Origin of the sequence: Puniceibacterium sediminis (assembly GCF_900188035.1) — a bacterium.
In the GTDB taxonomy this organism is placed as follows: domain Bacteria; phylum Pseudomonadota; class Alphaproteobacteria; order Rhodobacterales; family Rhodobacteraceae; genus Puniceibacterium; species Puniceibacterium sediminis.
Window position 1 is genome coordinate 415,021 of the sequence record NZ_FZNN01000001.1, and the last position, 12,683, is coordinate 427,703.

General features: G+C 63.7%; 10 protein-coding genes. 7 read left to right on the forward strand and 3 right to left on the reverse strand.

Features of this window, described 5'->3' with window-relative positions; all coding sequences use genetic code 11:
• The first annotated feature begins 112 nt into the window (after positions 1-112).
• The 7 genes from CHB75_RS01945 (at position 113) to CHB75_RS01975 (ending at position 8,220) form a co-directional block, all read left to right on the forward strand.
• Complete coding sequence (locus tag CHB75_RS01945; protein ID WP_089268821.1) at positions 113-961, forward strand: carbohydrate ABC transporter permease; 849 nt, start codon at positions 113-115, stop codon at positions 959-961.
• Positions 961-3,039: an alpha-galactosidase gene (locus CHB75_RS01950; RefSeq protein WP_425439481.1), complete on the forward strand. Its 2,079-nt coding sequence runs from the start codon at positions 961-963 to the stop codon at positions 3,037-3,039. Before CHB75_RS01945 ends, CHB75_RS01950 begins: the two co-directional genes overlap by 1 nt.
• Positions 3,040-3,145: 106 nt before the next feature.
• A complete protein-coding gene (locus tag CHB75_RS01955; protein ID WP_089268823.1) occupies positions 3,146-3,913 on the forward strand; it encodes an SDR family NAD(P)-dependent oxidoreductase in 768 nt (255 codons plus the stop codon).
• Complete coding sequence (locus CHB75_RS01960) at positions 3,910-4,818, forward strand: 2-dehydro-3-deoxygalactonokinase (RefSeq protein ID WP_089268824.1); 909 nt, start codon at positions 3,910-3,912, stop codon at positions 4,816-4,818. Before CHB75_RS01955 ends, CHB75_RS01960 begins: the two co-directional genes overlap by 4 nt.
• A complete protein-coding gene (locus CHB75_RS01965; RefSeq protein ID WP_089268825.1) occupies positions 4,815-5,423 on the forward strand; it encodes a 2-dehydro-3-deoxy-6-phosphogalactonate aldolase in 609 nt (202 codons plus the stop codon). The genes CHB75_RS01960 and CHB75_RS01965 overlap by 4 nt, the downstream gene beginning before the upstream one ends.
• Positions 5,420-6,268, forward strand: a complete 849-nt coding sequence (locus CHB75_RS01970; protein WP_089268826.1) for an SMP-30/gluconolactonase/LRE family protein — start codon at positions 5,420-5,422, stop codon at positions 6,266-6,268. Before CHB75_RS01965 ends, CHB75_RS01970 begins: the two co-directional genes overlap by 4 nt.
• A 5-nt stretch (positions 6,269-6,273) precedes the next feature.
• A complete protein-coding gene (locus tag CHB75_RS01975) occupies positions 6,274-8,220 on the forward strand; it encodes a beta-galactosidase (RefSeq protein ID WP_089268983.1) in 1,947 nt (648 codons plus the stop codon).
• A 22-nt stretch (positions 8,221-8,242) separates the two neighbouring features.
• Here CHB75_RS01975 and CHB75_RS01980 read toward each other — a convergent pair whose 3' ends face one another.
• From CHB75_RS01980 to CHB75_RS01990, 3 genes are all read right to left on the reverse strand, one after another.
• Positions 8,243-8,545 (reverse strand): SH3 domain-containing protein, encoded by a 303-nt coding sequence (locus tag CHB75_RS01980; RefSeq protein ID WP_089268827.1) that lies wholly within the window; start codon positions 8,543-8,545, stop codon positions 8,243-8,245.
• Between the two features lie 112 nt (positions 8,546-8,657).
• Positions 8,658-11,024 carry a glucosylglycerol hydrolase gene (gene gghA, locus CHB75_RS01985; protein WP_089268828.1) on the reverse strand — a complete coding sequence of 789 codons (2,367 nt, stop codon included), beginning with the start codon at positions 11,022-11,024 and terminating at the stop codon, positions 8,658-8,660.
• Between the two features lie 21 nt (positions 11,025-11,045).
• Entirely contained in the window at positions 11,046-12,677 is a 1,632-nt protein-coding gene (locus CHB75_RS01990) for an alpha-D-glucose phosphate-specific phosphoglucomutase (protein ID WP_089268829.1), read from the reverse strand.
• Between the last annotated feature and the right edge of the window lie 6 nt (positions 12,678-12,683).

Genomic DNA, 12,683 nt, shown 5'->3' on the forward strand with positions numbered 1-12,683 from the left:
TCAGCCCCGAAAAGTGCGTATTCGAAACGAGAAGAAGGGCAGGTCGCTTGTGCTTTCACTCTTTAAAGATAGGCAAAAATGCGACTGTGCGACCTGTTGTGAGGGCTGAGAGATGTTTCCGACGCCGATAGAAAAATCTTCGCGTGGCTGGCAGCTGGGGTATCAGGGATTGTTGCCTGTGGCTCTGATTGCCTGGCTCTTGCCGCTGATTGCGGTGGCGGTGTTTTCCATGAAACCGGATGTTGATTTCACCGCGGGCAATTACTGGGGTGTTCCGTCCCGCTTTGCGGGGTTTGAGAATTACGCCAAGGTGTTCTTTGAGAGCGACATGCCGCGCTACCTGATGAATTCGATCCTGATCACAGTGCCGACGGTGATCGGCGCGGTCGCGTTGTCGTGCATGACGGGCTTTGCGCTGGGGATTTACCGGTTCCGCAGCAATCTGTGGATCTTCTTCATGTTCGTTGCGGGCAATTTCGTGCCGTTCCAGATTTTGATGGTGCCGGTGCGGGATCTGACGTTGGGTCTGGGGCTGTATAATACCAAGCTGGGGCTGGTGCTGTTTCATGTCGCCTTTCAGACCGGCTTCTGCACGCTGTTCATGCGCAATTTCATTCGTGCGCTGCCGTTCGAGTTGATCGAAGCGGCGCGGGTCGAGGGCGTGGCGGAATGGCGGATCTTCTGGTTCGTTGTGCTGCCGCTGATGAAACCCGCCATCGCGGCGCTGGCGGTGCTGATCTTTACCTTTATCTGGAACGATTATTTCTGGGCCGTGGTGCTGACACAGGGTGTCGAAAGCCAGCCGGTCACTGCCGGGATCACATCGTTCAACGCGCAGTACCGGGCGGCCTATCATCTGATGTCAGCCGGCAGCATCGTGGCCGCACTGCCGCCGGTGGCGATGTTCTTTCTGATGCAGAAGCATTTCATCGCCGGTCTGACGCTGGGTGCCGTCAAGTGATGCAGGTCTGGCGGTTGGATGACGGGCGTCAGACCCTGGTGCTGAGTGCGCGGGCGGGCGAGATGGCCGAGGTGGTCTATTGGGGGCTTGCGCTGCCCGCGGATGAGGATCTGAAGGCGCTGGCCGCGATGGCGGTGCAGGATGTGACCGGCGGCATGATCGACGCCCTGCCGCCGCTGAGCCTGTGCCCCGAGGCGGGGCGCAGTTTTCCGGGGCAACCGGGGCTGGTGTTGCGCAGTGCGCAGGGGGCATTGCTGAGCACGCGGCTGGTGTTTGAACGTGCCGAGGTGGCGGCGGGGCGGCTGACGCTGTGGCATCGCGATGCGGGGCTGGGGCTGCGCTATGGCGCGCATTTCGAACCCTGCCGCGACAGTCATGTGATCCGGGCCTGGGCCGAGCTGATGGCGGATCAGCATGTGCGGCTGGATTGGCTTGCGGCACCGGTGCTGCCCGCGCCGCAAGATGGCGGGATGGTGGATGTTTCGGGTCGCTGGATCGGGGAATTCCGGTTGAACAAGGTGGGTTGGCGACCGGGGGTGCATCTGCGTGAAAGCCGTCTGGGGCGCACGGATCATGCGCATTTTCCGGGCCTTCTGCTGACCGGGGCGGGGGCCACGAATACGGCGGGCAGGGTGCACGGGTTGCATTATGGCTGGTCCGGCGGGCACAGGATGCTGGCCGAAGAGCTGCCGGACGGGCGGCGGCAGGTGCAATTTGGTCATGCGCAAGGGACCGAGTTGGAGCCTGCGCAGAGGTTCGAAACTGCTGTGCTGTTCCTGACCGTTTCGGACAGCGGGTTGAGTGGGGTCGGCACGGCGTTTCAGCGGCATCTGCGCGACCGCGTGGTGACATGGCCCATGCCGGATGCGCCGCGTCGCGTGCACTACAACTGCTGGGAAGCGGTGTATTTCGATCACAACCTTGAAACGTTGAAGGATATTGCCAGCCGCGCGGCGGATCTGGGGGCCGAGCGGTTCGTGCTGGATGATGGCTGGTTCGGGCGGCGCGATGATGACACGACCAGTCTGGGCGATTGGGGGATTGATCCGCGAAAATGGCCGGATGGCTTTGCGCCGTTCATCGAGCATCTGACGGCGCTGGGCATGAGCTTTGGCCTGTGGTTCGAACCGGAGATGGTGAACCTGAAAAGCGATCTGGCACGGGCGCATCCCGACTGGGTTCTGGGGCCTGAGGATCAGATCGAGGGGCGGCAGCAGCGGGTGCTGGATATGAGCCGGTCCGAGGTGCGGGACTATCTGTATGCGCGTATCGCGGCAGTGCTGGGGCGCTATCCGATCGATTATATCAAGTGGGATCATAACCGCGTTTTGCCGATGCCGGATGCGCGACAGGCGCGCGGAACCTATGCGCTGATGGACCGGCTGCGCGCCGATTTCCCGGCGGTCGAGATTGAAAGCTGCGCATCGGGCGGCGGGCGGATTGATTTCGGTATCATGCAGCGCTGTTCGCGGATCTGGTTGTCAGACAGCAACGATGCGCTGGAACGGGCGCGCATCCAGCATGACGCGGCGCTGTTTCTGCCTGCCGCCGTGACAGGCAGCCATGTGGGGCCGCGACGGTGCCATACCTCGGGTCGGGTGATCGACATCCGGTTCCGTGCATGGGTTGCGGCGCAGCGGCAGATGGGGTTCGAGATGGACCCGCGCGAGCTGACGACCGAGGAGGCAGGCGTGTTGCAGCAGGTCACGCAGTGGTGGAAGGACAACCGCGACTGGCGGATGGCGGCGGATATCCTGCGGCTGGATAGCACTGACCCGGCGGTGCTGGCCGAGATGCAGCTGGCGCGCGACGCGGCGCGGTTCGTGGTCTTTGCCGCGCAGATGGGTGCATCCGATCAGATCGTGCCGCGCCCCCTGCGCCTGACGGGGTTGGAGCGGGATGCGCGGTATGACATCACATTGGTGAACCGGGCCGAGGCTGTTGGCCTGTCCCGGGGGGTGCCGCTGCTCAAGTCGGCGGATGTGACGCTTTCGGGGGCGTACCTTATGCAGCACGGTCTGACCCTGCCGTGGTGTTTCCCGCAAACCATGTGGGTCGTTGAAGGCAAAAGAGCATGACTGACAAACCGCGCAGCGCCAACCGGAATGGCAAGCTGGACAAGGGCATGGGGGCTGATTTTCTGGTGGGACAGGTGACTGGCTTTGTTACGCGGGGGGGCCGCTGATGAGTATGCCGAGCTTTCACGACCTCAAAGGCGCTTCGGTGTTCATCACCGGCGGCGGATCGGGCATTGGTGCGGCGCTGACCGAGGGGTTTCTGGCACAGGGGGCTAAGGTCGGTTTTGTGCAGCGATCGGGTGCCACGGATTTTGTCGCGGAGATGGCGGCGAAATACGATAGCGCGCCGCTGTTCGTGCCCTGTGATATCACCGATGTGGAGGCCCTGCGCGCTGCTATCGCGCAGGTGGCAGAGGCGCATGGGCCGATCACCGTGCTGGTGAACAATGCCGCCAATGACCGGCGTCACACGACCCTTGAGGTGGATGAGGCGTTCTGGGACAAATCGCAGGCGATCAACCTCAAGGCATATTTCTTTGCCGCGCAGGCGGTGATCCCGGGGATGCAGGCCGCCGGGCAGGGGGCGATCGTGAACTTTTCGTCGATCAGCTATATGATGGGGAACGCGGGGTATCCGGCCTATACGACCGCCAATGGCGGCATCACGGCGATGACCCGGTCGCTGGCGCGGGAATTCGGGCCGGATCGTATCCGCGTCAACGCGATTGCGCCCGGCTGGGTGATGACGGACAAGCAGCGCGAGATGTGGGTCACGCCCGAGGCGCTGGCCGCGCATCTGGAACGCCAATGCCTCAAGGAGGAAATCATGCCTGAAGATATCGTGGCGGCAGTGCTGTTTCTGGCCTCGTCAGCCAGCCGGATGATGACCGGGCAACTTATGGCCGTTGATGGCGGCGTGGTGGTGACGGGATGACAACTGCTGTGACATGGATTGCTGCCGACTGGGGTACTTCGCATCTGCGGGTCTGGTTGATGGACGGCGCAGGTGGCGTGATCGAGCGCCGCGCCAGCGCGGACGGCATGGGAACGCTGGCGCAGGACGGGTTTGAACCGGCGCTGCTGAAGCTGGTGGGCGATGTGCTGCCAGAGGGGCAAAGCACGCCGGTGATGATCTGCGGCATGGCCGGATCGCGGCAGGGCTGGGCCGAAGCGCCCTATGCCACGGTGCCCTGCACGCCGCCAGCGGCCGCGCAGGCACGGCTGGTTGGCACATCGGATCCGCGCCTGCGGGTGCGCATCCTGCCGGGGGTCAAGCAAGAGCATCCGGCGGATGTGATGCGCGGAGAAGAGACGCAGATCGCCGGTTTCCTGTCGCTGAACCCAGGATACGACGGGATCATCTGCCTGCCGGGGACGCATTCGAAATGGGCGCATATCTCGGCCGGGGAAATCGTGAGTTTCCGCACCTTCATGACCGGCGAATTGTTTGCGCTGCTGTCGGGGCAGTCCGTGCTGCGCCATTCGGTGGCGGCGTCGGGCTGGGACGAAGGGGCCTTTGCCGAGGCGGTGGACACGGTCATGTCGCGGCCCGAACGGCTGGCGGCGGATCTGTTTGGGCTGCGGGCCGGGGCGCTGTTGCACGATCTGGACGGGGCAACTGCGCGGGCGCGTCTGTCGGGGATGCTGATCGGCGCCGAACTGGCGGCGGCGAAACCCTATTGGCTGGGGCAGCAGGTTGCGCTGCTGGGGGCGACTTCGGTTGCCGCACCATACCGCGCCGCGCTGATGGCGCAGTCGGTGCCGGTGACGCTGGCCGATGCAGAACGCATGACGCTGGAAGGGCTGAAGGCGGCCCAGGCAACGAAGGATACCAAATGAGCCGTGAAATCATCGCCATCCTGCGCGGCATCACCCCGCCCGAGGCCGCCGCCGTCACCGAGGCGCTGATCGCGGCGGGGATCACCAAGATCGAGGTACCGCTGAATTCGCCCGAGCCGTTCGTCAGCATCAAGGCGATGCTGGATGGGTTCGGTACGCAGGCGACCATTGGCGCGGGCACGGTTCTGGCCCCCGAAGAGGTGCTGCGTCTGGCACAGATCGGCGCGCATATGATCGTCTCGCCTGATTGCAATCAGCGTGTCATCATGGCGACGAAAAAGGCCGGGCTGCTGTCCTATCCGGGCATCATGACACCGACCGAGGCGTTCACCGCCCTGCGCACCGGCGCGGATGGGATCAAGCTGTTCCCCGGTTCGCTGATCGGGCCCGCGGGGTTGAAGGCCATCGGCGCGGTGCTGCCGAAGGGGACCAGGACCTATGCCGTGGGCGGCGTGGCTGCGGCCAACTTTGCCGAGTGGTTCGCGGCGGGGGCCACCGGGTTCGGGATTGGAACGGCGCTGTATGCACCGGGGCGGTCAGCTGCTGACATCGCGGCGCGTGCGCGTGATATGGTGGCCGCCTATGATGAAGGAGCGCCGAAATGAGCCATCTGATCTACAGTGACACCGTTTGCCAGCTGGGCGAAGGCGCGCTCTGGCATCCGGAGACGCAGACGCTTTATTGGTTCGATATCTTGGGCAAACGGCTTTATGCCCGCGACAGCCGGGGCGAGAAGCATTGGGATTTTGACCGCATGTGTTCGGCCGCAGGCTGGATCGACGACACCAGGCTGCTGATCGCGTCCGAGAAGGATCTGTTCACCTTTGACACCGAAACGGCGGCCGAGGTGACGGTTTGCCCGCTGGAGGCTGACAATGACGTCACGCGGTCCAACGATGGCCGCGCCGACCCCTGGGGTGGTTTCTGGATCGGCACCATGGGCAAGGGGGCCGAACATCAGGCCGGGGCGATCTACCGCTTCTACAAGGGCGAGCTGCGGCTGCTTTACCCCGATATCACCATCTCGAATGCGATCTGCTTTGCGCCCGGTGGCGCCTATGCCTATTTCGCCGATACGCCCACGGGCATCATCCGGCGGGTGACGCTGGATGATGACGGCTGGCCCGCGTCCGAACCTGAGGACTGGCTGGATTTGAGCAGCGAGGGCCTGCGCCCGGACGGTGCTGTCTGTGACGGGCAGGGCAATCTGTGGAATGCCCAGTACGGCGCGGGGCGCGTGGCCTGCTATTCGCCCGAGGGGCAGTTCATGACCGCACTTGGCGTGGCGGCGGCGCAGACCACATGTCCGGCCTTTGGCGGCGCGGATCTGACCACGCTGTTCGTGACCTCGGCGGCCTATGGCGCGGCGGACAATGATCCGCTGGGCGGTGTCACCTTTTCCGTGGCGACGGGATACAAGGGGCAGGCGGCAAACCGGGTGCTGCTGTGAGCATCCTGAAACGAACGCTTGGGACCTGCTATTACCCCGAGCATTGGCCCCGTGAGCAATGGGAAGAGGATGCGGCGCGCATGGCCGCGCTTGGCCTGACCTGGGTGCGCATCGGGGAATTCGCCTGGGGGCGGTTGGAGCCAACGCCCGGCGATCTGCACTTCGGTTGGCTGGACGAGGCGATCGCGGTGCTGGGGGCGGCGGGCCTGCGTGTGGTGCTGGGAACGCCGACCGCGACGCCGCCGCGCTGGATGCTGACGCGTCATCCCGACATGCTGGCCGTCGATGATCAGGGTCGCCTGCGCGGGTTTGGATCACGGCGGCACTATTGCTTTTCCCATGCCGGATACCTTGAGGAATGTCGCCGCATTACCACGCTTTTGGCGCAACGCTATGGCGCGAACCCGCATGTTGCGGCCTGGCAGACCGACAATGAATACGGCTGCCATGACACGGTGATCAGCTATTCCGAGGCGGCGCGCGCGGCCTTTCGCGGCTGGCTGCGGATGGCCTATCCCGGGAATGGCAACGATGGAGATATCGGTGCGCTGAATGCGGCCTGGGGCAATGTGTTCTGGTCGATGGATTATGCGGATTTCGATGAGATCGACCTGCCCAACCTGACCGTGACCGAACCGAACCCGGCGCATGTGCTGGCCTTCCGGCGGTTTTCATCCGATCAGGTGGTGGCGTTCAACCGCGCGCAGGTTGACATCATCCGTCAGCATTCTGCCGCACCCGTCAGCCATAATTACATGGGGCGGGTCACGGATTTCGATCACTTCGATCTTGGCGCTGATCTGGATATAGCCACATGGGACAGCTATCCGCTGGGGTTTCTGGAGGATCGCGTCGGCGCCACGCCTGAACAGCAGCGCCATTTTGCGCGGCAGGGGGATCCCGATTTTCAGGCCTTTCATCACGATCTATACCGTGCGGTTGGCGCGGCGCAGGGGGCGCATGGGGCAGGGCGTGGCCGTTGGTGGGTGATGGAACAGCAACCCGGCCCGGTGAACTGGGCGCCGCATAACCCCGCACCGCTGCCCGGTATGGTGCGGCTCTGGACATGGGAGGCCTTTGCCCACGGGGCCGAGGCGGTGTGTTATTTCCGCTGGCGTCAGGCACCTTTCGCGCAAGAGCAGATGCACACCGGCATGCTGCGCCCGGACGGAGCCGAGGCGCAGGCGTTTCACGAGGCGGCGATGGTGGCGGCAGAACTGGCCGATGCACCCGACGTGGCGCAGAGGCAGGCGCGTGTCGGTCTGATCTTTGACTACGGTGCCGAATGGATGTGGCAGATTCAGCCGCATGGGGCGGGGCTGTGTTATTTCGATCTGGTGCTGCAGCATTACCGCGCACTGCGCCGACTGGGGCTGTCGGTGGATATCCTGCCGCCGAGCGTGCGGGATTTTGCGGGCTACGGGCTGGTGCTGGCGCCGGGGCTGATGGTGGTGCCGGACGATCTGAAGGCGGCGCTGAGTGCCAGCGGGGCGCAGGTTCTGATCGGGCCGCGCACTGCCGCACGGGACGGGGAATTCCGTATGCCGGTGCCGCTGCCCCCGGCGTGGAATGGGCTGGATGTGACGGTTTCGCGGCTGCAAAGCCTGCGGGCGGACATGCCGGTGCCGCTGGCTGGCGGCGGGGCAGTCACAGGCTGGCTGGAGGAGTTGGAAGGCGGGGCGGAGGTTGTGCTGCGCACTGCCAGTGGTGATGCCGTGGCGATGCGCGCAGGCAAGGTGACCTACATGGGTGGCTGGGGCGACGGCGAGGCGTTGAGGCTGCTGTTGTCAGAGCTATGTGCGTTGGCGGGGATCGCCGTGCAGGAGCTGCCCGAAGGGGTGCGCATCCGTGACACCGGGACGGAGCGGTTCTGGTTCAACCACAATCCGCATCCGGTGGATACGCCCGTGGGCGCGTTGCCGGTGGCCGGGGTGTTGCGCGTTCCGGTCTGATCCGCAGGGGGGCGGAACGCCGCTACATTTCGCGCAGATAGGCCCAGGAAACATACCCTTTGAGCCCGCGCGCCCGATCCAGATAGACTTTGCACCAGCGGGTGCCGCCGGTCTGCTGGCAGCTTTGAACCCACAGGACAGTGCCATTGGGCAGGCCTACGATCACGATGTAGCCTGTTCCGGGGCCTGCGCGCATTTTCAGCATGTCGTCGTCTTCGACGCCGATCACTTCGAACCGGCCAAGCGATGCGCCGGTTGCAGGTTCAGAGCCCGTGCACGCCCCAAGCATAAGTGTTGCCATCGCGGCAAAGATTGCTTTGCGCATCGGTTTCTCCTGTTTTCTGCCTCGGCCATGATTGTAGCCTGTCAAAGCGCCGAACGGAACCGCCGCTTGTTCACAGAATGCGACATTGTCGGCGCTCTGACGGGACAGGCATTCACCCCTTGCGCGTGAACACCAGCGCCATTGAATCCCGCAGCACGATCGGGCCGCTGAGGTAATCGGGGCCAATACCCGGTGAGCGCAGGGCGCAGTGCCAGCCAAAGCCTTCGGTGCCGGGAACGCCCAATAGCAGAGGGTCGATATCGGGGGTGGGTTTGCCCTCCATGTGGAGGACGCTGTAGACCTGTTCGCCGTCCGGGCCGTGGCGCAGTGAGGTGAACAGGGTCCGTCCGTTCAGCGGTTCCACATAGCCGAAGCGATCCCGGGGGCCGTAATTGTCACGCAGCCATGGCCGGGCCGCACGGAAATTGCGCAGGGCCAGAGTATAGGCCGACTGCACCGGGTCCAGCCCGGGCAGCGAATGCGAGATGTTGCAGTAATCGTGCATGTCATCCATCCACGCCCGCGCCACCTGTTTCAGCGTGGCGACGGTGTAGTGCGGGCCGGCCAGTTTGGGATCGGTGGCGTTCAGCAGGCGGGCGATATCCTCAAGATCGTATCCCGTCACCTCGACCAGTGCGGGCAGGAATTCGCAGAACCGGGCAAGGTCGGCGCGGGTTTCATAGCCCAGTTCCTTGAGGCGGCGGAAGTTGGACGGGATCGAATAGCTGTATTCGTCCACCTGCCACTTGAGGCTGATCGCCTCTTCGGCCACGACCTTGACGCCGTATTTGTCATCCTGATTGCGGATGAAGCCCCAGGAACTGCGGGCCATGGCGTTGAGGAAATCCATCGGTACGCCCGGCAGGGCAGCATAGGTCAGGGTGTGGACAGCGGGGTTGTCATAGGCCTTGTCGAGGATCTCCATCCGGCTGTGGCCGAGGCCGGTATTGATGTTCATTTCCGGTGACACCTGCGTGCCCCGGCGCAAGGTATCGTGGTTCGACGTGCCCGAAATCCAGTTCGACCCGACCGACAGGCATTCGCGGATGCGCCAGTATTTGCTGAGCCAGAAGGTATAAAGGAACGGCGTGTTGTGGGCGAATGTCAGAGGTCCCCACTGGAACACATCATCGTCGCGCTGCTTTTCGATCACTGATCGGTAGGTCGAGCTGAGTTCCCAATCTTCGTCCGGCCAGGGGCGGCCATCCTCAAAAATGAACCAGGGACGGTACTGCGTACCGGCGACGTCCTGCACGATGTCGGCCATGCTTTGCAGGTAATCGTCGTCATGCACCATGACCTGCGCGCTGGGGTCCCAGAATTTGAAATCCTGCGCGCCGTCGACACGCACGCCATCGGCGCCGAAATTCGCCTTGCGGCGCTGCATTTCCAGCAGGATCGCGCGCACGGCGGGGTTCTGATAGTCAAGGTTCTGGCCGTACATGTTCGGCCCGGCAAAGAAATGCGGGTTCAATGCGTTCAGCCCCTGATTGTCGGAATGGCCATAGACCACGTCGAATACCAGTTTCTTGGGCTTGCCGGGGAAATTGTGCAGGACACTGGCGAAATCGACCAGCTCATCCGGGCGACCGGTTTCCAGCAGCACGGGGTTCACGGCGGCCATGCCGGAAATCACGATGTCATAGCCCCAGTTCGTGGTGTCGGGGCGGTAAAGCGAGACTGTGACGCCGGTTTCGGTATCATCGGTTTCCTGCCAGAAGGCGGGGCCGGTTTCGTAGACGGTTGTGGGTTCGACCGGAAGCAGCTGCACGGAATCGTAGCCCATGAACAGCTGGTCGGCGGGTTCCAGCGGCAGGTCGTGTGATACGCGGCTGGCCAGACGTTCGAACTGCCGGGTGAGCGAGGCGATGGTGCCGCCCGCCGTGGCCGAGGGCACATGGATTTGCAGGATGTTCGAGGGCGGGCCGAATTTGTGCGGTTTACCGCCCTTCAGGTTTTCGAAATAGCCGGTGTCGGTGCGCCCGGCCTGCAGGGCGTCGATGTCGTACAGTTCGGCCGGGGCCATGACGCCAAAGGGCAGGGACATGGCCAGCGGGTCAAGGATACGGTGCCAGGTGCCGTCACTGTCGCGCCATGTGAGGGCGTAGAAATCACCGATCTGACGGCGTTTGCCCGCGATCATGCCCCGCACGGCAGTAAAGCAGTGTTCGTCCAGGCGGATCACCGGGAGCAGGCTGCGTTCGAAAGCGACATCCTGATGCGCGACGGTCAGATCAAGCGGCACTGTGGGTGCCAGAACCTCAAGGAAAACATCGCCCGTGGGCACGCGGTTTTCGGCAAGTTCCGGCACCCAGAAACCGAAATAGGCGATGTCGCCGTCGATCTGTCCGCCCAGCTGTCGCGCGATCTGCTGTTCCGCGTCGAAACGGGTTTCGGCAGTCATCAGGGTCTGGTGGCAGGCCTCGGCGCGGGCCTGCGCGGCCTGTTCATCAAAGGAAATGCGGTCGTTGAGGGGCATGGCCGCTCCTTCAGGCTTGGTTCAGGTTATCACGTCGGGGGCATTGCGCCCGGTCCGGTCCTTGATCCCGGCAAGCGCCTCGGCGGCGGCGATGATGCTGGCCAGCGCCTCTTGCGGGTCGTCGTGCATCTTTGCGGGGTCCGTTTCGACCCGTTCGAGGTAGACCCGCAGCGTGGCGCCTTCGGTGCCGGTGCCAGACAGGCGCAGAACGATCCGCCCGCCGCCGTCAAAGGTAAAGCGCAGGCCCTGACCTTCGCTGCGCGAGCCGTCGACCGGATCGTCGTAGGCGAATTCATCCGCAGCCTCAACCGTCAGCCCGGCAATGTCAGTACCGGGAAGATCGGGCAGGCGGACGCGCAGATCATCGACCAATTTTTGGGCGGCGGCGCTGTCGACTGCCTCGTAATCATGCCGGGAATAGTAGTTGCGCCCGAAGGTCTTCCAGTGCTCGGCCATGAGGTCGGCGACGGAAATCTTGCGCACGGCCAGCACGTTGATCCAGAACAGGACCGCCCAGAGGCCATCCTTTTCGCGCACGTGGTCGGACCCTGTGCCGGCGCTTTCCTCGCCACAGATGGTGGCGCGGCCGGCGTCGAGCAGGTTGCCAAAGAATTTCCAACCGGTGGGGGTTTCATAGCAATCGATGCCAAGGCTTTCGGCCACACGGTCCAGCGCGCGGCTGGTCGGCATCGAGCGCGCGACGCCCTTGAGACCACTGGCATAGGCCTTCACATGGGTTGCATTCGCGGCGATGGCGGCGAGCGAATCCGACGGGGTGACGTAGATGCCGCGCCCGACGATCATGTTGCGGTCACCGTCCCCGTCCGAGGCCGCGCCGAAATCGGGGGCGTCGTCGGCGAACATGGTATCCATCAGCTCCTTGGCCCAGATCGGGTTAGGGTCTGGGTGGCCTTCGCCAAAGTCGGGCAGGGGGATTGCGTTGACCACGCTGCCCGGCGCAGCGCCCAGGGTGTTTTCAAGGATAGCCGTGGCATAGGGCCCGGTGATCGCGTGCATCGCGTCGAAACTGACGCGGAAACCACTGGCGAAAAGCGCCTTGATCGCCGGGAAGTCAAACAGCTGTTCCATCAATTCCTGATAGTCGCTGACCGGGTCCACGACTTCGATTTCCATGCCAAGCAATTGCGAGGTGCCGATGGTGCCAAGGTCGATATCCTGCGTCTCGGCGATCTTGTATTCGGTGATCGTCCTGGTGGCGGCAAAGATCTTTTCCGTGACACCTTCGGGGGCCGGGCCGCCGTTGGCGACGTTGTATTTCACACCGAAATCACCATCCGCGCCGCCGGGATTGTGGCTGGCAGACAGGATGATGCCGCCATCGGCGCGGCGCTTGCGGATCAGGTTCGATGCGGCGGGGGTGGACAGCAGGGCGTTCTGGCCGACGATGACCTTTTTCGCGCCCGACGCGGCGGCCATGCGCAGCATCACCTGGGCGGCGCGGTCGTTGAAGTACCGCCCGTCACCACCAAGGACCAGCGTCTTGCCGACCACGCCGCCGATGCCTTCCCATGTCGCCTGAAGATAATTCTCAAGGTAGTGCGGACCCATGAACACCTGGGTCTTTTTGCGCAGGCCGGAGGTGCCGGGCTTCTGGCCTTCAATCAGTTTTGTGGAAATTGTCAGAATGGTCATCAAATT

Coding starts and splice junctions, on each gene's coding strand:
- CHB75_RS01945 (WP_089268821.1), top strand. CDS start 113: ATGTTTCCGACGCCGATAGAAAAATCTTCGCGTGGCTGGCAGCTGGGG.
- CHB75_RS01950 (WP_425439481.1), top strand. CDS start 961: ATGCAGGTCTGGCGGTTGGATGACGGGCGTCAGACCCTGGTGCTGAGT.
- CHB75_RS01955 (WP_089268823.1), top strand. CDS start 3,146: ATGAGTATGCCGAGCTTTCACGACCTCAAAGGCGCTTCGGTGTTCATC.
- CHB75_RS01960 (WP_089268824.1), top strand. CDS start 3,910: ATGACAACTGCTGTGACATGGATTGCTGCCGACTGGGGTACTTCGCAT.
- CHB75_RS01965 (WP_089268825.1), top strand. CDS start 4,815: ATGAGCCGTGAAATCATCGCCATCCTGCGCGGCATCACCCCGCCCGAG.
- CHB75_RS01970 (WP_089268826.1), top strand. CDS start 5,420: ATGAGCCATCTGATCTACAGTGACACCGTTTGCCAGCTGGGCGAAGGC.
- CHB75_RS01980 (WP_089268827.1), bottom strand. CDS start 8,545: ATGCGCAAAGCAATCTTTGCCGCGATGGCAACACTTATGCTTGGGGCG.
- gghA (WP_089268828.1), bottom strand. CDS start 11,024: ATGCCCCTCAACGACCGCATTTCCTTTGATGAACAGGCCGCGCAGGCC.
- CHB75_RS01990 (WP_089268829.1), bottom strand. CDS start 12,677: ATGACCATTCTGACAATTTCCACAAAACTGATTGAAGGCCAGAAGCCC.